Origin of the sequence: Mycobacterium sp. 852002-51057_SCH5723018 (assembly GCF_001667035.1) — a bacterium.
Classification (GTDB): domain Bacteria; phylum Actinomycetota; class Actinomycetes; order Mycobacteriales; family Mycobacteriaceae; genus Mycobacterium.
In genome coordinates this window covers 1-21,156 of sequence record NZ_LZIR01000036.1, presented here as the reverse complement: position 1 = coordinate 21,156, position 21,156 = coordinate 1, and the positions used below count along the sequence as shown (strand labels likewise).

Below are 21,156 nucleotides of genomic sequence, written 5' to 3'. Positions count from 1 at the left end.
ACCGTGTCCCTTCCCTTGGTTCGGCCGTCCCGCTGCTACCTTGAGAGCGAGATTCATACGGTATGTATGAACCTACATACAGTATGTATGAAAGGCAATAGATTGAACGACGACCGCCGAACCCAGGCAGAGCGCTCCGCGGAGACACGGGAGGCGCTGATCGCCGCGGCGCGGCCGTTGTTCGCCGCCCAAGGTTTCTCAGAAGTGGCCCTCGAGGCGATCGTGCGCTCGGCCGGCGTGACCCGCGGCGCGCTCTATCACCACTTCGCCGACAAGACCGAGCTGTTCGCGACCGTGTTCGAGCAAGTCGAGGGGGAGGTCGCCGCCCGCATGGGCGAGGCCATCGCAGCAGCCGGTGAAACCGACGCGATAGAGGTCATGCGGCTGGGCGCCGCTTTCTGGCTGGACGCCTGCTCCGATCCCGAAATCCAGCGCATCGCGCTGGTGGATGCCCCTGCGGTGCTCGGTTGGACGCGGTGGACCGAGATCGGCAACCGCTACAACATCGGGTTGGTGCGCGCGCTGCTTTCCAGCGCCATCGAGAGCGGCCGCATCCCGCCGCAGCCTATCGAAGCGACCGCGCTGACGATGCTTGGCGCCATGCGCGAGGCCACCCTCTACCTGGCGCGGGCAGAAGATCATGACACGGCACGTCAGGAGGCCGGCGCGGTCATCGACCGGTTGATCGGGGCCCTCAGCGCAAGCGACGTCTAGAGAGCTGACCAACCCGGACCCCCGGCGTAGACTGAGGCAGCTGAGCATGGCCCCTGACAAGCCCTGATAAGCCGAGGAAGCAGGTATCGGAAACCACGTGACGCCCCGCGAAACCAGCGCTGCTGGCGCATCTTCGGCCTCTGCTCAGGTTCGTAGCAGCATCGATGTTCCGCCCGACCTCGTCGTGGGCTTGCTCGGCTCGTCAGACGAAAACCTGCGCGCCCTCGAACGCACCCTCAGCGCCGACCTGCATGTGCGGGGCAACGCTGTCACCCTTTCCGGTGAGCCGGCCGACGTCGCGCTCGCCGAGCGGGCGATCTCGGAACTGGTCGCCATCGTGGCCAGCGGCCAGCCGCTGACGCCGGAGGTGGTGCGCCACAGCGTCGCCATGCTGGTCGGGACCGGCAACCAGTCGCCCGCCGAGGTGCTCACACTCGACATCCTGTCGCGACGCGGCAACACGATCCGGCCCAAGACCCTGAACCAGAAGCGCTACGTCGACGCCATCGACGCCAACACCATCGTCTTCGGCGTCGGCCCGGCCGGCACCGGCAAGACGTATCTGGCCATGGCCAAGGCCGTCCACGCGCTACAGACCAAGCAGGTGAGCCGCATCATCCTGACCCGGCCGGCGGTGGAAGCCGGTGAGCGCCTTGGCTTTTTGCCGGGCACGCTGAGCGAGAAGATCGATCCCTATCTGCGCCCGCTCTATGACGCGCTGTACGACATGATGGACGCCGAGCTGATCCCGAAGCTCATGTCTGCCGGGGTCATCGAGGTCGCGCCGCTTGCGTACATGCGGGGTAGAGCGCAGCCGGTGTTCACTAAGGTGTTGACTCCCAACGGCTTCCGGGCGATCGGTGACCTCCAGGTCGGGGATTTGGTGATCGGTTCCGATGGACGCCCGACGGAAGTCTTGGGTGTCTACCCGCAGGGTTTCAAGGAGATTTACCGGGTCTTCACCCAGGACGGTTCTTCGACGCTGGCCTCGGGCGATCATCTGTGGTCGGTGTACACCCGCAAGGACCGAAGCTCTGGGAAGCCGCCGCGCGTGCTGCAGACCAAAGAGATGATCGGCAACCTCCGCGCGGCCCATTACCACCGCTACGAGCTGCCTCTGTTGAGCGCCCCGGTGTGCTTTGCCGCCCGTCGTGTGCCCCTCGATCCCTACGCGCTCGGCCTGCTGCTGGGGGACGGATGCGTGACGTGCACGACGACACCGGGTTTCGCGACACGCGATCCAGAGCTTGCCGAGTCTTTAGGACGGCTCTCGAACACCAAGTTCATTCCCACGGACTACCTGTTCAACTCAACGGATGTGCGGCTGGCGGTGTTGCAGGGTCTGCTCGACTCCGACGGCGGCCCGGTCACCCAGCTAGGCCGGACGTGCCGGATCCAGTTCACGACGGTCTCGGCCCGACTCCGCGATGACGTGGTGTTCCTGGTTCAGTCGCTGGGCGGCGTGGTCTATTGGCGGACCAGGGCGGCCGAAGGACGGAAGCCCGGACTTGCGCGCGGCCGCGACGTCCATCACCGATCCGATGCGGACGTCCTCGACATCCGCTTGCCGCAGGGCGTCGTCCCGTTCCGGCTGGCGCGCAAAGCCACGAAATACGACGCCGCCGGTGGCGGCCGACCCATGCGTTTCATCGACCGGATCGAGCCGGCGGGCACCGAAGAGGCGGTGTGCATCCGGGTCGCGGCAGCGGATTCCCTGTACGTCACCGAGGATTTCTTGCTGACGCACAACACGCTGAACGACGCCTTCATCGTGCTCGACGAGGCGCAGAACACCACCGCCGAACAGATGAAGATGTTCCTCACCCGGCTGGGTTTCGGTTCGAAGGTCGTCGTCACCGGGGACATGACCCAGATCGACCTCCCCGGCGGCGCCCGATCCGGCCTGCGGTCGGCGGTCGAGATCCTCGACAGCGTCGATGACATCTACATCGCCGAGCTGACCAGCGTCGACGTTGTGCGCCACCGGCTGGTCTCGGAGATCGTCGATGCCTACGCCCGCTACGAGGAGCCCGGCGCCGGGATGAACCGGGCGGCTCGGCGCGCATCCTCGGCCCGCAGTCGTCGATGATGAGTGCGGTGAGCATTTATGAGCATTGAAGTTTCCAACGAGTCGGGCATCGACGTCTCGGAAGCAGAACTGGTCAGCGTCGCGCGGTTTGTGATCGCCAGAATGGACGTCAACCCGAGCGCCGAGCTTTCGATGGTGCTGTTGGACACCGCGGCGATGGCGGACCTACACATGCGCTGGATGGACCTGCCCGGACCGACCGACGTGATGAGCTTCCCGATGGACGAGCTCGAGCCGGGCGGCCGCCCCGACGCGCCCGAGCCGGGGCCGTCGATGCTGGGCGACATCGTGCTTTGTCCGGAGTTCGCCGCCCAGCAGGCGGCCGCGGCGGGCCATACCCTGGGACATGAGTTGGCGCTGTTGACGATTCACGGCGTGCTCCACCTGCTCGGCTACGACCATGGCGAGCCGGACGAGGAAAAGGAGATGTTCGCCCTACAGGACCGATTGCTCGAAGAGTGGGTCGCCGAACAGGTCGAGGCCTACCAGCAGGATCGCCAGGAGGAGCGGGACCGCCGATTGCTCGACAAGTCAAGGTATTTCGACAATTGACCGGCGTGTCTCAACTGCTCGGCGCGATCGCCTTGATCGCATTGGGCGGCCTTTTCGCGGCGATCGACGCGGCCATCAGCACGGTGTCGCTGGCCCGCGTGCAGGAACTGGTGCGCGACGAGCGGCCCGGAGCGGTGTCCCTGTGCGCCGTGGTGAGCGAGCGCCCGCGCTACATCAACCTGGTCGTGCTGCTGCGCATCGTCTGCGAGATCACCGCGACCGTATTGCTGGTGGTGTTCCTCTACGACAACTTCGGCATGACGTGGGCGTTGTTCGGGACGGCCACCATCATGGTGGTGACCAGCTTCGTCGTCATCGGCGTGGGCCCCCGCACCCTTGGCCGCCAACACGCCTATTCCATTTCGCTGTCGACCGCCCTTCCGCTGCGGGCGATTTCGTGGTTGTTGATGCCGATCAGCCGGTTGCTGGTGGTGCTGGGTAACGCCCTGACGCCCGGCCGCGGCCTGCGCAACGGTCCGTTCGCGTCCGAGATCGAACTGCGCGAAGTCGTCGACTTGGCTCAGCAGCGCGGCGTAGTCGCCGCCGACGAACGCCGGATGATCCAGTCGGTCTTCGAGCTCGGCGACACCCCGGCCCGCGAGGTGATGGTCCCGCGCACCGAGATGATCTGGATCGAAAGTGACAAGTTCGCCGGCCAGGCGACGAACCTGGCGGTGCGCAGCGGACATTCCCGGATCCCGGTGATCGGCGAGAACGTCGACGATGTCGTCGGCGTGGTGTACCTGAAAGACCTTGTGCAACACACGTTCTTGTCACCCAACGGCGGCCGGGACACCAAGGTGTCGCAGGTGATGCGCCCGGCGGTGTTCGTGCCCGACTCCAAACCGCTGGATGCGCTGCTGCGCGAAATGCAGCGCGACCGCAACCACATGGCCCTGCTGGTGGACGAGTACGGCGCTATAGCCGGCCTGGTCAGCATCGAAGACGTGCTGGAAGAGATCGTCGGTGAGATCGCCGACGAATACGACGAGGCGGAGACGGCGCCGGTAGAGGAGTTGGGCGACAATCGATTCCGCGTTTCGGCGCGACTGCCGATCGAGGATGTCGGGGAGCTGTACGGGATGGAATTCGACGACGGCCTCGACGTCGACACCGTGGGCGGCCTGCTGGCGCTGGAATTGGGTCGGGTCCCATTGCCGGACGCCGAGGTGGTGTCGCACGGGTTGCGGTTGCGCGCCGAGGGCGGCCCGGATCATCGCGGGCGGGTGCGGATCAACACCGTTTTGCTCAGCCCGGTCGAATCGGACGGTTCGGAGCCTGGAGACGATCATGAGTGAGCAGCTGGATGCCGAGGACGGCAAGCTGGTCACACTGGCGCGGGCGGCGATGGCCCGCGCCGAAGCCGGCAGCGGCGCCGCGGTCCGGGACGTCGACGGGCGCACGTATGCCGCTGCGCCGGTGGGCTTGTCGAGCCTCAAACTGACCGGCCTGCAGGCCGCGGTGGCCGCGGCCGCGTCCAGTGGCGCGACCGGGTTGGAGGCCGCCGTCCTGGTGGTGGGATCCGCCGACGATCCGGGGATCGCCGCGGTGCGCGAACTGTCACCGACGGCGGTCATCATCGTCACCGACCGCGCCGGGAACCTGTTGTGACGCCGAACGCGCAGTCACTGCGAAAAACTGAGCCGAAATTCGCAATAGATACACGTTCGGCGACGGGTCAGGTCGCGCGATGACTGAATTCCGTTCCGGTTTCGTCTGTTTGGTCGGTCGGCCGAACACCGGCAAGTCGACGCTGACCAACGCCCTCGTCGGCACCAAGGTGGCCATCACCTCGACGCGACCGCAGACCACCCGGCACACCATTCGCGGGATCGTGCACCGCCACGACTTTCAGATCATCCTCGTCGACACCCCGGGCCTTCATCGGCCGCGCACCCTGCTGGGCAAGCGGCTCAACGATTTGGTCCGCGACACCTACGCCGAGGTCGACGTGATCGGGTTGTGCATCCCGGCCGACGAGGTGATCGGGCCGGGCGACCGGTGGATCGTCGAACAGGTTCGCGCGATCGCACCCAAGACGACGCTCGTGGCCATCGTCACCAAAATCGACAAGGTGCCCAAGGACCGGGTGGCCGCGCAGCTGGTCGCCGTCAGCGAGCTGGTCGGCGATTCGGCCGAAATCGTTCCGGTGTCGGCGGCCAGCGGCGAGCAGGTCGACGTGCTGATCGAGGTCCTCGCCGCCGCATTGCCGGAAGGTCCCGCGTACTACCCCGACGGTGAGTTGACCGACGAGCCCGAGGAGGTGCTGATGGCCGAATTCATCCGCGAAGCCGCCCTGGAGGGAGTCCGCGACGAGCTGCCGCATTCCCTGGCGGTGGTCATCGACGAGGTCACCACGCGGGAGGGGCGCGACGACCTGATCGACGTGCACGCGATCCTCTACGTCGAGCGCGACAGCCAGAAGGGCATCGTCATCGGCAAGGACGGCGCCCGGCTGCGCGAAGTGGGCACCGCCGCGCGCGGCCAGATCGAGAAGCTGTTGGGCAGCAAGGTGTACCTCGAGCTGCGCGTCAAGGTTGCCAAGAACTGGCAGAGCGACCCTAAACAGCTCGGTCGGCTTGGTTTTTGACGATCATGTTTTTCCGACCCCCTAGCGGGTAGGCGGCTAGCCATGGCATTCCAAGTGACCCAAGTTCAAAAGTCTCTGTCCGGATTCGACTACCCCGGGTCGCCGCAGGACCTGGCCCACCACGCTGAGCGGCAGGGCGCCGGCAGCGAGCTCGTCGAGACCCTGCGCGGGCTGAAGAAGGACAGCTTCGACGGGCCCAGCGCCGTCATGCAGGAGTTCGGGGCGAGGACGCGCTCGGCGGCTCGAACTCCTGAAGCGGTTTGACGCCAACGGCGGTCGGTCCGCTCGGTGAGCGGTGGCCAGACGTCGAACGCATCGTCGTGCTGCGCGGCGGAGGGCTCGGTGACCTGCTGTCCGCCCTGCCGGCGATTGAGGCCCTGAAGGCGGCCTACGCCGACGCCGAGATCGTGGTGCTCTGCGCGCCCAACAACGCCGCCTTGCTGACCGGCCGGCCGTCACCGATCGACCGCGCGGTGGGGTTGCCTTACGCACGTGGGGTACACGGACCGAACGACGGGCCCGGCGAAGCGATGCCGCTCAACGCGTTTCGCCGATTGGTCGCGGACCGGCCGATCGACCTCGGAGTGCAGTTGCACGGGGGCGGCCGATGGTCCAATCCCTTTCTGCTGGGCCTAAAGCCGCGCTGGACTGTCGGTACCCGCACCCTGGACGCGTCGCCGCTCACCCGGTGGCTGCCGTACCGCCCGTACCAGCACGAGGTGATGCGGTGGCTGGAGGTGGCCGGGCTGGCCGGGGCGCCCGTCGCGTCCGTGACGCCGCGCATCGAGGTGACCGACGCCGACCTGGCCAAGTCGCAGTCGGTGCTGCCGGAGTCCGAGATGCCCACGGTGAATTTGCATCCCGGGGCGCGTGATCCGCGCCGCCGTTGGCCGCCGGAGCACTTCGCCGCGTTGGCCGAGCGCTGCATCGACGAGGGCCGGCGAGTGGCGCTCATCGGTACCCGGGCGGAACGACGGCTGCTGCGCGACATCGCGGCCAAAGTCAGCGTGCTGGGCGGCGCCGATGGTCGGCTGCTGCTCCTCGACGCGATGGACATGCCGACGCTGGCCGGCGTGCTTGCCCGCAGCGATGTGCTGGTGGGCAACGACAGTGGGATACGGCATCTTGCGCAGGCGGTCGGTACGGCGACTGTGGGAATCTATTGGGTCGGCAACGCGTCTCACGCGGGACCCCTTGGCCGGGCACGACACCGCATGTTCATGTCGTGGACCGTTCACTGTCCCGTCTGTGGCCAAGCCTGCACAAGAACCGAGATGCCGCGGTGCGGACACGACGTCTCGTTCGTGGCCGATGTCGCGGTCGACGAGGTGCTCAACGAGGTAGACGAGCTGCTAGACAAAGGGTTTCCCGGGTTAGCGGGGTTTCCCGGCATCCGCGACGGGTAGCCGTCGCGTATGACGCAACCACAATTGGCGCTGGTGACCGGCGCATCCAGCGGCATCGGATTCGAACTGGCCAAGCAGTTCGCCGAACACGGCTACGACCTCGTCGTGGCTGCCGAAGGCGATGCCATCAAAGACGTACCCGGGAAGCTGTCGCGGTACGGCGCGGCCGTGCAGCCGGTTCAGGTGGACCTGCGCACCCCCGAAGGGGTTGAGCACTTGTACCAGAGCACGATTGAAGGCGACCGTGTGCTGGCCGCTGCGGCCCTCAACGCCGGAATTGGCCGCGGCGAGATGTTTCTGAAAAGCGAGCTCGCCGACGACCTCAGCATCGTCGATCTCAACGTGCGCTCGACCGTGCATCTGGCCAAGCTGGTGCTGCGCGACATGGCGAATCGCGGTGTGGGCAAGGTGCTGTTCACGTCATCGATCGCCTCGCAGATGCCGGGCTCGTATCAGCCGGTGTACAACGCGTCGAAGTCCTTCGTCCAGTCGTTCGCCGAGGCGCTTCGTGACGAATTGCGTGACACCGCAATCACCATCACGGCGCTGATGCCCGGTCCGACCGACACCAACTTCTTCAACCGCGCGAAAATGATTGACTCACTGATGGGGAAGGGGCCCAAGGACGATCCCGCCCAGGTGGCCCGGCAAGGGTTCGAGGCGTTGATGCGCGGGGATCAGAAGGTCGTGGCCGGCTCGATCTTCACCAAGGCCATGGGCGTGGCCAACCACGTCTTGCCCGATCAGGTCAAAGCCGTTGGCAACCGGGTCCTCTCGAGGCCGCGCGGCCAATAGCGGCCGCCACTCGGGTCCGCTTAGGCGAGGACCCGGACGGTCTTCAGCGACGGGTCCGCCGCGTCCGGGACGTTCATGCCGGCGCGAACGCCTGAGCACAGGTAGTCCAGCACCGCGTCATTGAGGCGCTCTCCCGGCACGACGGCCGGAATGCCGGGGGGATACGGCGTGACCTGTTCGGCGGCGATGCGACCCGCTGCCCGGTCGCAGGGCACCGCCTCGACGCGGCCGAAGAACGCGTCGCGCGGCGGGCAGACGTTGTCCAACTGCAGCTGCTCGGGTGAGGGCAGGTCGATCCGCGGCGGCCGATCGAAGCCGTCGGCCGCTTTGCGCCACGCCCGCAGCGCCTCGGTGAGGCGGCTTGCGGTGGACTTGTCGTCGGCGAAGGACAGGGTCGCCAGGATGCGGCGGTGATCGCTCATCCCGACGTCGACGTGGGTGTTCGCGCGCAGCCAGTCGGCGGCCTGATAACCGGAGGTGCCCGTTGCCGACACGTCCATCATCACCTGCAACCGGTCCAGGTCGTGGGATGCCTGCACCCCGAGCAATTCGTCGTCGAGTACCTCCACGTCCGGGATCAGCTCGATCTCCTGACGCAGTTGCGTCGCGAGATCCAATGCGGCGCCGAGCAAGTCGTGACCGTGCTCGACCATTTGCCGCCGCCATCCGTCCATCGCCGCATAGACCATGACGTTGGGGCTGGTGGTCATCAGCAGGTCCGCGCAGGCCGACAGGCGGTCCTGATCGATGCGGTCGCCCTGCAGATGAAACACCGAGCCCTGTTCGAAACCGGCGCCCATCTTGTGCACGCTGACCACACAGACGTCCGCGCCGGCATCCATCGCCCAGGTGGGCAGATTCTCGTGGAACGGCAGGTGCGCGCCCCACGCCTCGTCGATGATCAACGGCTTGTTGCGCGCGTGGCACACCTCGGCGATCCCGGCGATGTCGGCGCAGGTGCCGTACGGGCTGGGGCTCACGACGAGCGCACCGGCGGCATCTGGGTACTTCGCCCAGGCCTCCTCCACCTGTTGCGGCGAGGGCGGGTGCGAAAAATGACGCTCGGCGTCCCAGCGGGGCGTGATCCAGCGCGGCTGCACGCCGGAGAAGATCAGGCCCGCCACCACGGATTTGTGGCTGTCCCGGCCGACCAGCAGGCTGCCGTCGCCGCCGGCCACGGCCATCATCGCGGCCTTCACCGACAAGGAGCTGCCGCAGGTGGAGAACCATGCGATGTCGGCGCCCACGGCTTGGGCCATGAGGTCCTCGGCATTCTTCAGGTATTCGTTGCTGGTCTTGCGGTCGTCCAGCCCGCCGCTGGCCAGCACGTCGTCGAGGAACGGCTCGCGGCCCAGCACAGCCAAGACCCGGTCGTCCGTGCCACGGCCCTGCCGGTGGCCAGGTGGCGTGAACCCATAGCGGTTCTTGTCGTGGTAGTCGACCAGCGCATCTAGCAGTGGAGCATCAGATTGGTCCATGGCGTGGGGGTACCCGCGTTGTCACGGGCTAACTCCCCTCACGCCGGCTCGGCGATCGGGTCGGTGACCTCGAGCAGCCCGTGTTCGCGCACCGCGGCCATCGACAATGTCCGGTAACCGAATTCCTCGAACAGCACGGTGATCCGTTGCCCATCGCCGCCGATCACCACGCCGGCGCCCCATTCCCGATGCCGCACGTCGGTATCGACGGGTAGCGCCGGCTCTTCGACTCCGACGTCGTCAGGCGTGGCGGCATGGATGCACCGATCGCAATTGCCGCACGGGCTAGGCAGGTACTCGCCGAAGTAGGAAAGTAGGAAAACCCTTCTGCAGGAGCGTGTTTCGGAGTATCCACGCATCATCTCAACCCGGCTGAGATCGACGCGTTCGCGCAGCTCGGCCGTTTCCGCGGCGGCGGCCACGGCCGCATCGGTGGACATTTTCGTGTTCACGAAACCCTTGCGCGTCGATCGAACCGCCCCGGCCGCGTCGAGCATGTTGATCGCGTTGGTCAGCTTGCGCCCGCGGACCTCGAGTCGCTGGCGCAGATCCTTCAGTCGGAGCGGGCCGGATCCTTTCAGCGCTTCGTAGACGGCCCGCAGCAGGCGTTCGTCGGGGCGGCCCGCGGTGAAAAACCGCGCCAGCCCAAGGTCTTCGGGACGGTAGAACAGCAATGCCAGCGCGTCCTCGCCATCGCGACCGGCGCGGCCGATCTGCTGGTAGTAGCTGTCCAGCGAATCGGGGGCCGAGGCGTGCGCGACGAAACGCACGTTGGGTTTGTCGATCCCCATCCCGAACGCCGATGTGGCCACGACGATCTCGTACTCGTCGTCGCGGAAGCCCGCGTGCACCTCGTCACGGTCGGCCGCCGACATGCCCGCGTGGTAGGCCGCGACGGCAAGCCCCTTGGCGCGCAAGTCTTCCGCGTACGACTCGGCATCCTTGCGCGTCGCCACATACAGCAGTCCCGGGCCCGGCAACCCGGGCAGCGCATCGAGCACCGCGCGCCGCTTGTCCCCGGCGTCCGGGTGGCGCTCGACAATCAGACGCAGGTTGGGCCGATCGAACCCACCGACCACTACGGCGGGGTCGCGCAACCCGAGACGGTCCACGATGTCGCGGCGCACGACCACCGACGCGGTCGCGGTCAATGCGACGTACGGGATCGACTCGCCGAGTCGGTGGAATACGTCGGCGAGCCGTCGATAGTCCGGCCGGAAGTCATGTCCCCACGCCGAGACGCAGTGCGCCTCGTCCACGACGATCAGGGACGGCCCGGCCGCGCGCAGCCTTTCGACCACGTCGTCGTTGGCCAGCTGTTCGGGCGCGATGAAGACGAAGTCCGCTTCGCACCGCTCGACGGCTTCCCAGCTGCGTCGGCGCTCCGCCGCCCGCAACCCCGAGTTGATGGCGACGGCGGTGCCCGCGCCGCACTCCTCGATGGCGGTGATCTGGTCGTCTTGCAGCGCGATCAGCGGCGACACGACCAGCGTCACCCCGTCGGTCAGCAGGGACGGGACTTGGTAGATCGCCGACTTGCCCGAGCCGGTGGGCATCACGGCCAGCAGGTCGCGGCCGCGCAGCACCGCATGCATCGCCTCGCGCTGGTCGTCGGTCAGCTGCTCCCAGCCGAACTGACTGAGCGCCACGGAGTCGAGGTCCAGGGTATCGTCGGCCAGTTTTTTCACTGCCGTCAACTACCCGGTGTCGGAGTCGGCAAACGGCGCCGGGGTTCGACCGCCACCTCACCTTCCCGGTGGGGGCGCGCCGGCGGGGGGCACGTCGGCGCCGGCGTTCCACCACACCGGCGGCTGCCTGGTCGACCAGCCGCAGACCGCCTCCAGCTCGGCGGCCAGCGAGATGAGCATCCCCTCGCTGTTTGCTGGGCCCATCAACTGCACGCCGATTGGCAAACCCTCGGAGGTGAATCCGGCCGGCACGTTGATCGACGGCCACCCCAGCACGTTCCACGGCCACGTCAGCGGGCACGAGGCGATCATGGCGCGGTCGGTGCCCACACCGCCCAACCGGTCGAAGGCGCGCGCCAGCGGCGGCGGCTGGGCGGTGGTCGGTGCCAGCACCACATCGACGATGTCGAAGATCGAGCCCACCCGGCGCTGGGCGGCCGTCTCGTGGCGGCGCGCGCTGCGCAGGATCGCTTCGCCCATCACGTGGCCGATCCGCAGATTGGCCAGGGTGCGGGGGTCCAGGATGACGCCGTCGCCGAGGCGCTCCTCCCATTCACGCAGGCCCGCGGTGGACCGGGCGAGGAAGTCCCAGGACAACCGCAGGCCGTAATCGGGATTGCCGGGCACCACGGTGTGGCCGAGCAGCTCGAGCTGCCTGCCCACTGCTTTCGTCGCGGCGAGGATATCGGGGTGCAACTTGGCCCGGAAACCGGTGTAGGGAAACCGCGTCGAGAGCGCGATGTTGAGCGGACCGGGCGCGATCCCGACATAGTCGGACGCCCTGATCGGGGGCGGTTTGTGCCGGTCACCCTCGACGTTTCCGGACGCGGCATCCAGCACCAGCGCCGCATCGGCGACCGTGCGGGCCAGCACCCCGTTGACCGTGATGCCGTTGAACGCCTCGGGCAGCGGCCAGGTGGAGATGCGGCCGCGCTGCGGCTTGATGCCGACCAGGTGCGTCCACGCCGCCGGGATCCGCACGCTGCCGGCGCCGTCGGACCCGATCGCCGCGGTGACCAGGCCCGCGGCCACCGCGGCGGCGCTGCCGCCCGACGATCCGCCCGGGGTGTGCCGCCGCGACCACGGATTGCGGGTGTGTCCGAACCCCGGTCCGCTGGTGAAGGGCCACTGGCCCAGTTCGCAGGTGTTGGTCTTGCCGACGATGACCGCGCCGGCGGCCTTCAGGCGCCGAACCACCTCGGAATCGTGGGTGGCGGCCGGGACATATCCCTCGGTGCCGAAGGCGGTCGGCACGCCGGCGACGTCGACGTCGTCCTTGACCGCGATCGGTATGCCCAGCAGCGGGGCGGTGTCGCCGGCCGCCCGCCGGCGGTCGGCCTCCGCCGCGTCGGCCACCGCCGACTCGGTGAGCACCACCCGGAACGCGTTGAGCGTCGGCTGGCTTTCATGGATGGCGTGCAGCGAGCGGCGCACCAGGGTGACCGACGTCACCGAGCGGCTGGCCAGCTGGTAGAGCAGGTCAGTGAGCGTGGGCAGGCGCTGGCTGCCGGATCCCCAAGTGGACCCGGTAACGGACCCGGAAGCGCCAATCACGGGGTACGAGACTAACGGCGCGGATACCGGCAATGTCGCGGCGGGGTGCAAAAATATTGTGATGCGGCTATATCGAGACCGAGCTGTGGTGTTGCGCCAGCACAAGCTCGGCGAAGCCGACCGGATCGTCACCCTGCTGACCCGCGATCACGGGCTGGTTCGCGCGGTGGCCAAGGGTGTACGCCGCACACGCAGCAAATTCGGCGCACGGCTGGAGCCGTTTGCTCACATCGACGCGCAACTGCACCCCGGCCGCAACCTCGACATCGTCACCCAGGTCGTTTCCATCGACGCGTTCGCCACCGACATCGTCAGCGACTACGGCCGGTACACCTGCGGATGCGCGATGCTGGAAACCGCCGAACGCCTCGCCGGCGAGGAGCGGGCCCCGGCCCCGGCTCTGCACCGGCTCACGGTGAGCGCGCTGCGGGCGGTGGCCGACGGGCGCCGGCCCCGGGACCTGCTGCTGGACGCCTACCTGCTGCGGGCCATGGGCATCGCCGGCTGGGCGCCGGCGCTGACCGAGTGCGCCCGGTGCGCCACACCCGGTCCGCACCGGGCGTTTCACGTCGCAGCCGGGGGCAGCGTCTGCACGCATTGCCGCCCGCCCGGCTCGACCACGCCGCCGCCGGGTGTGCTGGACCTGATGTCTGCGCTGCACGACGGCGATTGGGAGTCCGCCGAGCAGGCGCCCCCATCGCACCGCAGCTACGTCAGCGGCCTGGTCGCCGCACATCTGCAATGGCACCTGGAACGGCAGCTCAAGACGTTGCCGCTGGTGGAGCGTAACTATCAGGTCGACCGCACCATCGCCGAACGGCGCGCAGCGCTGATCGGGCAGGATACGGCCTGTGGCTAAAGCGGAGCGCGGGCTGAAGTCAACCGACTTCCCGCAGCTGCCTCCGGCGCCCGACGATTACCCGGTCTTCCCCGACAAGTCGACCTGGCCGGTCGTCTTCCCGGAGCTGCCGCCGTCCGCCGACGGTGGCCCGCGCCGGCCACCCCAGCACGTTTCCAAGGCGGCCGCGCCCCTGATCCCGGCCGACCGTTTGCCCGGCCACGTCGCCATCGTGATGGACGGCAACGGGCGCTGGGCCACCCAACGCGGGCTGAGTCGTACCGACGGACACAAGGCGGGCGAGGCGGTGGTGATCGACATCGTTTGCGGCGCAATCGAATTGGGCATCAAGTGGCTGAGCCTGTATGCCTTTTCCACCGAGAACTGGAAGCGTTCGCCCGAGGAGGTCCGCTTCCTGATGGGGTTCAATCGCGACGTGGTGCGCATGCGCCGCGTGAACCTCAACACGATCGGGGTGCGGATCCGTTGGGTGGGGTCGCGGCCCCGCCTTTGGCGCAGCGTGATCAATGAACTGGCGATCGCCGAGGCGATGACGCGGGGCAACGACGTCATCACGGTCAATTACTGCGTGAACTATGGTGGCCGTGCCGAAATCGCTGACGCCGCAAGGGATATCGCGCGGTTGGCCGCGGCGGGCAGGCTCAACCCCGAGCGGGTCAACGAGTCGACCATCTCGCGCCATATGCAGCGACCCGACATCCCCGACGTCGACCTGTTCCTTCGGACATCGGGGGAGCAGCGGTCCAGCAATTTCATGCTGTGGCAGGCGGCCTACGCCGAGTACATCTTTCAGGACAAGCTCTGGCCCGACTACGACCGTCGCGATCTGTGGGCGGCTTGTGAAGAATACGCGGACCGCAATCGAAGGTTCGGGAGCGCCTAGTGCCGTCGCTGCAGGAGCGGTTGGCCGCCATACTTCGCGACGTCCTTCCCGTCGAGGAGGAACCCGACGGCGCGATTACGCTGCGCCACAGCGGAACGCTGGCGTCGCTGCGAGTCGTGACCATCGCCGAGGACCTCGACCTGATATCCCTGACGCAGATATTGGCCTGGGATCTTCCGCTGACCAAGAAGATCAGCGACCAGGTCGCCAAGCAGGCGCACGACAGTAACTTCGGCAGCGTGACGGTGCTCGAGAAGGTCAGCGACAAGGCCGTGCGGCGCAATTCGGGAAAGAGTTCGGCCAAAGTCGCCGACGTGATGCTGCGCTACAACTTCCCCGGTGGCGGCCTTACCGACGACGCCCTGCGCACCCTGGTCCTGTTGGTGCTGGACACGGGTGCCGAGATACGCCGTGCGCTGACGGGCTAGGACACCGCCTCGGCCGGGGCGACGGCGACCGGCGCGCCGGCAACATCCGCGCTCGCCGCGTCCCGCAGCAGCTCGCGCACCAGCTCTTGGTCGTAGTACGCCGGGCGGGTCGAGTCGATGAACCGTTCGACGACCTCGACGAAGCGATCCGGGTGATCGTTGAACGGAATGTGCCCGGAGTCTTCGAAGATCTCGAGGCGCGACCCGGGGATCGCCGCATGGGCGGTCCGCGCATGCTCGACCGGGATGATGGGGTCGTCTTCGCCCCAAATCACCTGCACCGGAATGTGTTGCACCAGATGGGCACGGTCCAACATGGTGACGTATTGGCCGCGCGCGTCCACCACCGACCGCAAGGTGCGCGCGAACGCCGACAGTGCGCGGGGCTCCAGGAAACCCTCGAGCAGGCCCACGATATCGCCGGTATCGCGCCCGAACTGGGTGGACCCGAACGCCTTTCCGATAGCGCGCCCCAACAGTCGGATCGCGGGCATCACGCCGGGCGCACGCAGCGTGGCCAGGGCCTCGCTGCCCATCGGCATCGCCGCCAACCGCAACGCGATGCTTACGTCCTTCGCCACGCCGCCGGCGCTCACCAGCACGATGCGCTCGACCAGTTCCGGGTATTGATAGGCGAACTGCATCGCGACGCCGCCACCGAAAGAATGACCGACCACGGTCACACGGTCGATGCCGAGCACGGCGAGCAGGTCGCGCATGCCGTTCGCGAAAGCCGGCAACGAGTAGTCGGCGTGGGGCTTGTCCGACTCGCCATGGCCCAGCAGGTCCGGCGCGATCACGGTGAACCGTTGCGCAAGCTTGGCGTGCACGGCTTCCCAAGCCTTGGAGTTGTCGCCGACGCCATGGATCAGGAGCAGAGCCGGTCCCGAACCTGCGATCCGGAAGGCGCGGCGGTAGCCGTGGATCGTGCGGAATTGCAGTGACGGTGGCTCGACGTCCCGTACCGGACGCAAGTGGAGGCCCGCGGGGGGCAGTGCGTGGTTCCGCATTGTGTTCTCACTTCCCTTGAGTTCTGCTGGCCTCGGCCTGTGGGCCACTCACGGGTAGGAGCACGCGGCGGGCGCGTATCGGACACTTTTTGTCAGAACTTTTTTGTCGGTTGTGAAAAACACGCCGCACGAGCCGGCTCGGTTCAGCCTAGGAACCGCACTCCGTGCACGTTCCGAAGATCTCGATGGTGTGACTGACGTCGGAGAACCCGTATTTGGCGGCCACTTCGGCCGCCCACTCCTCGACCTCGTGGTCGCCCACCTCGATGGTGGAACCGCAGCTTCGGCACACCAGATGGTGGTGATGATGTTCCGAGCACCTGCGGTAGACCGACTCGCCGGTGTCGGTACGCAAGGTGTCGACCAGTCCCGCCGCCGCCATCGACTGCAGCGTGCGGTAGACCGTGGTCAGACCGATGTTGTCGCCCCGGCGCCGCAGCTCGTCGTGCAGTTCCTGGGCCGAGCGGAAGTCGTCGAGCGTCTCCAGCAGCGCCGATATCGCCGCCCGCTGACGGGTGGAACGCACGCTCGCGCCACTCATATACGCCGTTCCTCCTCATGGCTGCGCGCTGCTTCGTCGCCGACGGTCATCTACGCCGTTCCTCCTCATGGCTGCGCGCTGCTTCGTCGCCGGCGCGGGTCACGGAGTTTCCTCGCTGGCGTGGGCCACGGCGTCGACGACGATGTGCGCGAGGTGATGGTCGGCGAGCCGGTAGAGCACCTCGCGGCCGGATCGCTCGCCGGCAACCACACCGGCCGCCTTCAGGATCTTCAGATGCTGGCTGACCAGCGGCTGTGGCACCCCGAGCGCATCGACCAGTTCGTGCACGCAGCGGTGCGACTCGCGTAGCTGCAGCACGATCGCGATCCGCACCGGCGCCGCCAGCGCGCGCAGCAGCTCGCCGGCGGCATCGAGAATCTCCCGCGACGGCGGCACGGGATAGTCAGGGAAGGGCGAGTGTTCACCGGCGCCGGCCCCACCGTGCTCGTGGGCCACCACGCCGAGGTCTCCCATGTCGCCGTCGGCAGCAGTCGGCACCGAGGAGGCGGAGGGGGACATCGCCATGGGAGAGTCATCACCTCGAGAAGCGCCGGGATATCGGGAGTGCCCGTCATTTGAAAAGACGATCACCTTCCACTGTCACATGCATGATGACGCATGTCAAAGACCGCGCCGCTGGTCGATACCATTGCTGATGTTTTGCGAGCGGCGATCCGCCGCCGCACCCGTCTGCCTCGATCCGAAAGGGAGTGCACCGCCCCGTGGCGTCCGTCATCGACACCGTAGTGAACCTGGCCAAACGGCGAGGCTTCGTCTATCCCTCGGGCGAGATCTACGGGGGCACCAAATCGGCGTGGGATTACGGCCCGCTGGGCGTGGAGCTCAAGGAGAACATCAAGCGGCAGTGGTGGCGCGCGGTGGTCACCGGCCGCGACGACGTCGTCGGCCTCGATTCGTCGATCATCCTGCCGCGCCAGGTCTGGGTGGCCTCCGGCCACGTCGAGGTCTTCCATGACCCGCTGGTCGAGTGCCTGAACTGTCACCACCGCCACCGCCAGGACCACATGCAGGAGGCCTACGCGGCCAAGAAGGGGATCGCCGATCCGGATTCGGTGCCGATGACCGAGATCGTCTGCCCCGACTGCGGCACCAAGGGGGAGTGGACCGAGCCACGCGAGTTCAACATGATGCTCAAGACGTACCTCGGCCCCATCGAAACCGAGGAGGGCCTGCACTACCTGCGGCCGGAAACCGCGCAGGGCATCTTCGTCAACTTTGCCAACGTCGTGACCACGGCTCGCAAGAAGCCGCCATTCGGAATCGGGCAAATAGGCAAGAGTTTCCGCAATGAGATCACCCCGGGCAACTTCATCTTCCGCACCCGCGAGTTCGAGCAAATGGAGATGGAATTCTTCGTCGAGCCGTCGACCGCGAAGGAGTGGCATCAGTACTGGATCGACACCCGCCTGCAGTGGTACGTCGACCTCGGCATCGACCCGCAGAACATGCGGCTCTACGAGCACCCCAAGGAGAAGCTGTCGCACTACTCCGACCGCACCGTCGACATCGAGTACAAGTTCGGCTTCTTGGGCAATCCGTGGGGCGAGCTGGAAGGCGTCGCAAACCGGACGGACTTCGACTTGTCAACGCACGCAAAGCATTCCGGGGTTGACCTGTCGTTCTATGACCAGGTCAATGACACCCGTTACACGCCCTACGTCATCGAACCGGCGGCCGGACTGACGCGGTCGTTCATGGCGTTTTTGATCGACGCCTACACCGAGGACGAAGCCCCGAATGCCAAGGGCGGCATGGAAAAACGTACGGTCCTTCGGCTGGACCCGCGGCTGGCGCCGGTCAAGGCCGCGGTGCTGCCGCTATCGCGGCACGCCGACCTCAGCCCCAAGGCCCGCGACCTGGCTGCCGAATTGCGGAAATCCTGGAACATCGAGTTCGACGACGCCGGCGCCATCGGGCGGCGCTACCGCCGCCAGGACGAGGTGGGGACGCCGTTCTGCGTGACCGTGGACTTCGACTCGCTCGACGACGACGCCGTCACCGTGCGCGAGCGCGACGCCATGACGCAGGACCGCGTCGCGATAGGCGCCGTCGCCGACTATCTGGCCACCCGGCTGAAGGGCTGTTAGCGCCCGAACCCCGGCTTATCAAGCCGGCAATTGGCGCGCCATTCAGCAAAGGCGGTTCGGTGAAATTGCGCTTACCGTCGTCCGCAACTAAGAACAAGCAAGAACTAAGAACAAGCAAGAATTGGTACGCGAGCGGCACGCGTTCGGCGATTGTTCATCTTCCGCACGGCCGGGTCGGCCCTGGTTGTCACCGGCCGGCCGCCCTCGCCGGCAGCTGTCGATTGCCAGGTTTTTGACAGGTGTCTTTACATCGCCCCGTCGGCTGTCCGGTTCGGGAATTGATTTCGCGAAACGCGGGATTTTCGGTTGAGAATTGACATACGATCCAGCAGTGGCCCTAGGCAGCTGTCTAGTCGCCGCAGGTGGACGTTGGCTATGTGGACAAAAGAGCCGCTGAGGCGGCTGGACGTGTTGGGGTTGTGATGGTTCCTGCTTTTACGTTCTTCCCGCCCGAGATCAACTCGGCGCTGATGTTCGCCGGCGCGGGTTCGGGGCCGTTGTACGTCGCTGCGTCGGCCTGGGACAGCCTGGCCGCCGACCTGGCGGGCGCTGCATCGTCGTTCTCGTCGGTGGTCAGTGGGTTGACCAGCGGGCCGTGGGCGGGCCCGTCGTCCGCCTCCATGGCCGCCGCGGCCACGCCGTACGTCGGGTGGTTGAGCTCGGCCGCCGGGCAAGCCGAATCAGCGGCCGCTCAGGCCCGGTCCGCAGCGACGGCGTTTGAGTCCGCGTTGGCGGCGACCATACCCACGGCGGCGGTGACGGCGAATCGCGTCCAGTTGATGGCGCTGATCGCGACGAACATCCTGGGCCAGAACACACCGGCCATTTTCATGACCGAGTTCGAGTACATGGAGATGTGGGCCCAGGACGTGGGTGCGATGCTCGGCTACCACGCCGGGGCGGCGTCGGTGGCGGCGGCTCTGCCGTCGTTCGCCACCCCGCCGTTGGGGCTGGCGGGCCTCTCGCAGCTGGCGGCGCCGCTGGCCGGGGTGGCGTCCCAGGCCGCAACCTTGGCGTCGGGAGCAAGCGGTGCGCTTGCTACCCCCATCACGGCCGCCATGGGGGCAGCGACGCAGGTGTCGTCGTTGGCCTCGGCCGTGCCGGTGTCATCCCTTTCGACGGTCGCCCAGGTCGGAATGACCCCGGTGAGCATGATGATGTCGCCGATCATGATGGCCGCCCAGGCAGGAATGGGCGCCAATCCGGCGGCCGCGCTGGCTGGAGCGAACTCCGCCGCCGGAATGCCGAAGTTCGTGGGCGACACCTCCCCCATGAAGGGGCTGGGCGGCGGTGCCGGGATGGGTGGCTTGGGTGGCGCCTCGGCGGGCCTGGGCAAGGCCCGCCTGGTCGGGGCCATGTCCGTGCCCCCGACGTGGCAGGGATCGACGCCCGCCCGGATGGTCAGTACGGCGATGTCGGGCATGGGTTCCGAGATGTCCAACGCCGCAGCGGCGGCTGGCGCGCCGGCGGGCGGCGGCATGCCGATGATGCCGATGCCGATGGGTGGCATGGGCGGCGCCGGCGCGCAGGGCGGAATGCTTGGCCGCGGCGGTGCCAGCCCGAACCATGTGGTGCAGTCTCGGCCCAGCGTGGTGCCGCGGACCGGGGTCGGATAGGTCGAGCAATCGGCACCAACGGCGCCGTCAGGTGGTCTCGTTGGGCCTCATGAACCGCCAAGGGCGCGGGCAACATCCCAGGGGGATAAGGTGTTGCCCGCGCCTTCGGCGTGTCGCCGGCCGGCAGCCTCCTTCGTCTGGCCGCCTCGCGCAGAAGGTCCGCGATCTGTCCGGTCACCGAATCTACATGTTCTTAATAGAGCGAAATCGATCAATCCCGGATATTGTCTTCAGGATTGGCTTACGATTCGGAGTGCTTGGCGGTGATCACTTCGCCACCGAGCGCGAGGGTATGAGAACGGCTGTGGAAGGGGGCAGTGTGTTATTGCCTCTTGGTTCGCCGCTGCCCGACGATGCGGTGTCGGCGATTCGGGGTGAGTCGGGGATGCTCGGCGGCCTATCGGTTCCGCTCAAATGGGGCGTGGCCGTTCCGCCGGATGACTATGACCATTGGGCACCGGAGCCCGAAGAGGGCTCCGACGCCGGCGAAACGGCGCCCGACGGGCTGAGCCCGGAGACGACCGACGCCGGCATGGACGAATGGGGCGAGTGGAGCGAGTGGCAAGGCGAAGCCGAGCCCCGTTTCGATCTGCCCCGCACTACCAGCGTGATACCGACTTCTCCGGCGGCCGGTTGAAAGAGGGCCAAGCCTGTCGGAGTTTCACGCGCAAAGGCTTACATGCCGCGTAGCAGCCAGTTACGACGGCCGACCTGTAGGACAACTGAAAAACCATCATCCAGAAGGAGAAAGGCAACATGGCAACACGCTTTATGACTGACCCGCACCAGATGCGGGCGATGGCGGGCCGTTTTGAGGTCCACGCTCAGACTGTTGAGGATGAGGC

General features: G+C 67.1%; 20 protein-coding genes and 4 pseudogenes. 18 read left to right on the top strand and 6 right to left on the bottom strand.

Going from position 1 to position 21,156, the window contains the following annotated elements; genetic code table 11:
• Positions 1 to 87: 87 nt before the first annotated feature.
• The 11 genes and pseudogenes from A5764_RS09085 to A5764_RS09045 all read left to right on the top strand — a co-directional run bounded on the left by A5764_RS09085 (position 88) and on the right by A5764_RS09045 (position 8,146).
• Positions 88 to 714, top strand: coding sequence for a TetR/AcrR family transcriptional regulator (locus A5764_RS09085; protein ID WP_067111919.1), 627 nt, complete (start codon positions 88 to 90; stop codon positions 712 to 714).
• 97 nt (positions 715 to 811) lie between these two features.
• Positions 812 to 1,522: pseudogene (locus A5764_RS29305) on the top strand (PhoH family protein); the annotation flags it as partial.
• Positions 1,511 to 2,206: pseudogene (locus tag A5764_RS30025) on the top strand (LAGLIDADG family homing endonuclease); the annotation flags it as partial. The pseudogenes A5764_RS29305 and A5764_RS30025, both read left to right, overlap by 12 nt.
• Before the next feature lie 258 nt (positions 2,207 to 2,464).
• A pseudogene (locus A5764_RS29295) lies at positions 2,465 to 2,803 on the top strand (PhoH family protein); the annotation flags it as partial.
• A gap of 18 nt (positions 2,804 to 2,821) precedes the next feature.
• Positions 2,822 to 3,355 carry an rRNA maturation RNase YbeY gene (gene ybeY / locus A5764_RS09075; RefSeq protein WP_067111914.1) on the top strand — a complete coding sequence of 178 codons (534 nt, stop codon included), beginning with the start codon at positions 2,822 to 2,824 and terminating at the stop codon, positions 3,353 to 3,355.
• The gene (locus A5764_RS09070) at positions 3,352 to 4,653 is read left to right on the top strand and encodes a hemolysin family protein (RefSeq protein ID WP_067111911.1); all 1,302 of its coding nucleotides are present in this window, start codon (positions 3,352 to 3,354) and stop codon (positions 4,651 to 4,653) included. The genes ybeY and A5764_RS09070 overlap by 4 nt, the downstream gene beginning before the upstream one ends.
• Entirely contained in the window at positions 4,646 to 4,966 is a 321-nt protein-coding gene (locus tag A5764_RS09065; protein ID WP_067111908.1) for a cytidine deaminase, read from the top strand. The genes A5764_RS09070 and A5764_RS09065 overlap by 8 nt, the downstream gene beginning before the upstream one ends.
• A gap of 79 nt (positions 4,967 to 5,045) precedes the next feature.
• A complete protein-coding gene (era, locus tag A5764_RS09060) occupies positions 5,046 to 5,945 on the top strand; it encodes a GTPase Era (protein WP_067111905.1) in 900 nt (299 codons plus the stop codon).
• A 54-nt stretch (positions 5,946 to 5,999) separates the two neighbouring features.
• On the top strand, positions 6,000 to 6,209 hold the full coding sequence (locus A5764_RS09055) for a DUF2795 domain-containing protein (protein WP_231989653.1): 210 nt from the start codon (positions 6,000 to 6,002) through the stop codon (positions 6,207 to 6,209).
• Entirely contained in the window at positions 6,206 to 7,351 is a 1,146-nt protein-coding gene (locus A5764_RS09050) for a glycosyltransferase family 9 protein (protein WP_067111890.1), read from the top strand. The genes A5764_RS09055 and A5764_RS09050 overlap by 4 nt, the downstream gene beginning before the upstream one ends.
• 9 nt (positions 7,352 to 7,360) lie before the next feature.
• The gene (locus tag A5764_RS09045) at positions 7,361 to 8,146 is read left to right on the top strand and encodes an SDR family oxidoreductase (protein ID WP_067111887.1); all 786 of its coding nucleotides are present in this window, start codon (positions 7,361 to 7,363) and stop codon (positions 8,144 to 8,146) included.
• Positions 8,147 to 8,166: 20 nt separating this feature from the next.
• Here the strand turns inward: A5764_RS09045 and A5764_RS09040 are convergent, their stop codons facing one another.
• From A5764_RS09040 to A5764_RS09030, 3 genes are read right to left on the bottom strand one after another with little or no spacing between them, the layout of a single operon-like run.
• Positions 8,167 to 9,624, bottom strand: a complete 1,458-nt coding sequence (locus A5764_RS09040; protein WP_067111884.1) for an aminotransferase class I/II-fold pyridoxal phosphate-dependent enzyme — start codon at positions 9,622 to 9,624, stop codon at positions 8,167 to 8,169.
• 38 nt (positions 9,625 to 9,662) lie between these two features.
• Positions 9,663 to 11,321 (bottom strand): RecQ family ATP-dependent DNA helicase, encoded by a 1,659-nt coding sequence (locus tag A5764_RS09035; protein WP_082951596.1) that lies wholly within the window; start codon positions 11,319 to 11,321, stop codon positions 9,663 to 9,665.
• Between the two features lie 48 nt (positions 11,322 to 11,369).
• A complete protein-coding gene (locus A5764_RS09030; RefSeq protein WP_067111877.1) occupies positions 11,370 to 12,866 on the bottom strand; it encodes an amidase in 1,497 nt (498 codons plus the stop codon).
• A gap of 61 nt (positions 12,867 to 12,927) precedes the next feature.
• Here A5764_RS09030 and recO point away from each other — a divergent pair, with 61 nt between their 5' ends.
• From recO to A5764_RS09015, 3 genes are read left to right on the top strand one after another with little or no spacing between them, the layout of a single operon-like run.
• A complete protein-coding gene (recO, locus tag A5764_RS09025) occupies positions 12,928 to 13,725 on the top strand; it encodes a DNA repair protein RecO (RefSeq protein ID WP_067111875.1) in 798 nt (265 codons plus the stop codon).
• Positions 13,718 to 14,608 carry a decaprenyl diphosphate synthase gene (locus A5764_RS09020; protein WP_067111873.1) on the top strand — a complete coding sequence of 297 codons (891 nt, stop codon included), beginning with the start codon at positions 13,718 to 13,720 and terminating at the stop codon, positions 14,606 to 14,608. The genes recO and A5764_RS09020 overlap by 8 nt, the downstream gene beginning before the upstream one ends.
• A complete protein-coding gene (locus A5764_RS09015; protein WP_067111870.1) occupies positions 14,608 to 15,036 on the top strand; it encodes a hypothetical protein in 429 nt (142 codons plus the stop codon). The genes A5764_RS09020 and A5764_RS09015 overlap by 1 nt, the downstream gene beginning before the upstream one ends.
• On the opposite strand, the gene A5764_RS09010 is transcribed toward A5764_RS09015, so the two are convergent.
• The 3 genes from A5764_RS09010 to A5764_RS09000 form a co-directional block, all read right to left on the bottom strand.
• Positions 15,033 to 16,046 carry an alpha/beta fold hydrolase gene (locus tag A5764_RS09010; RefSeq protein ID WP_067111867.1) on the bottom strand — a complete coding sequence of 338 codons (1,014 nt, stop codon included), beginning with the start codon at positions 16,044 to 16,046 and terminating at the stop codon, positions 15,033 to 15,035. The genes A5764_RS09015 and A5764_RS09010 overlap by 4 nt on opposite strands.
• 148 nt (positions 16,047 to 16,194) lie before the next feature.
• Entirely contained in the window at positions 16,195 to 16,587 is a 393-nt protein-coding gene (locus tag A5764_RS09005) for a Fur family transcriptional regulator (RefSeq protein ID WP_067111864.1), read from the bottom strand.
• A 99-nt stretch (positions 16,588 to 16,686) separates the two neighbouring features.
• Positions 16,687 to 17,112, bottom strand: a complete 426-nt coding sequence (locus A5764_RS09000; protein WP_067111861.1) for a helix-turn-helix transcriptional regulator — start codon at positions 17,110 to 17,112, stop codon at positions 16,687 to 16,689.
• A 185-nt stretch (positions 17,113 to 17,297) separates the two neighbouring features.
• Here A5764_RS09000 and A5764_RS08995 point away from each other — a divergent pair, with 185 nt between their 5' ends.
• From A5764_RS08995 to A5764_RS08980, 4 genes and pseudogenes are all read left to right on the top strand, one after another.
• A complete protein-coding gene (locus tag A5764_RS08995) occupies positions 17,298 to 18,695 on the top strand; it encodes a glycine--tRNA ligase (protein WP_197501242.1) in 1,398 nt (465 codons plus the stop codon).
• Between the two features lie 422 nt (positions 18,696 to 19,117).
• Complete coding sequence (locus tag A5764_RS08990; protein ID WP_067111855.1) at positions 19,118 to 20,311, top strand: PPE family protein; 1,194 nt, start codon at positions 19,118 to 19,120, stop codon at positions 20,309 to 20,311.
• Between the two features lie 385 nt (positions 20,312 to 20,696).
• Positions 20,697 to 20,948, top strand: a complete 252-nt coding sequence (locus A5764_RS08985; RefSeq protein ID WP_067111852.1) for a hypothetical protein — start codon at positions 20,697 to 20,699, stop codon at positions 20,946 to 20,948.
• Between the two features lie 119 nt (positions 20,949 to 21,067).
• Positions 21,068 to 21,156 (top strand): annotated as a pseudogene (locus A5764_RS08980) (WXG100 family type VII secretion target); the annotation flags it as partial.

Excerpts from the sequence above, each read along its gene's own strand:
- A5764_RS09085 (WP_067111919.1), top strand. The coding sequence starts at position 88 with ATGAAAGGCAATAGATTGAACGACGACCGCCGAACCCAGGCAGAGCGC.
- ybeY (WP_067111914.1), top strand. The coding sequence starts at position 2,822 with ATGAGCATTGAAGTTTCCAACGAGTCGGGCATCGACGTCTCGGAAGCA.
- A5764_RS09065 (WP_067111908.1), top strand. The coding sequence starts at position 4,646 with ATGAGTGAGCAGCTGGATGCCGAGGACGGCAAGCTGGTCACACTGGCG.
- era (WP_067111905.1), top strand. The coding sequence starts at position 5,046 with ATGACTGAATTCCGTTCCGGTTTCGTCTGTTTGGTCGGTCGGCCGAAC.
- A5764_RS09045 (WP_067111887.1), top strand. The coding sequence starts at position 7,361 with ATGACGCAACCACAATTGGCGCTGGTGACCGGCGCATCCAGCGGCATC.
- A5764_RS09040 (WP_067111884.1), bottom strand. The coding sequence starts at position 9,624 with ATGGACCAATCTGATGCTCCACTGCTAGATGCGCTGGTCGACTACCAC.
- recO (WP_067111875.1), top strand. The coding sequence starts at position 12,928 with ATGCGGCTATATCGAGACCGAGCTGTGGTGTTGCGCCAGCACAAGCTC.
- A5764_RS09010 (WP_067111867.1), bottom strand. The coding sequence starts at position 16,046 with ATGCGGAACCACGCACTGCCCCCCGCGGGCCTCCACTTGCGTCCGGTA.
- A5764_RS09005 (WP_067111864.1), bottom strand. The coding sequence starts at position 16,587 with ATGAGTGGCGCGAGCGTGCGTTCCACCCGTCAGCGGGCGGCGATATCG.
- A5764_RS09000 (WP_067111861.1), bottom strand. The coding sequence starts at position 17,112 with ATGGCGATGTCCCCCTCCGCCTCCTCGGTGCCGACTGCTGCCGACGGC.
- A5764_RS08990 (WP_067111855.1), top strand. The coding sequence starts at position 19,118 with ATGGTTCCTGCTTTTACGTTCTTCCCGCCCGAGATCAACTCGGCGCTG.
- A5764_RS08985 (WP_067111852.1), top strand. The coding sequence starts at position 20,697 with ATGCTCGGCGGCCTATCGGTTCCGCTCAAATGGGGCGTGGCCGTTCCG.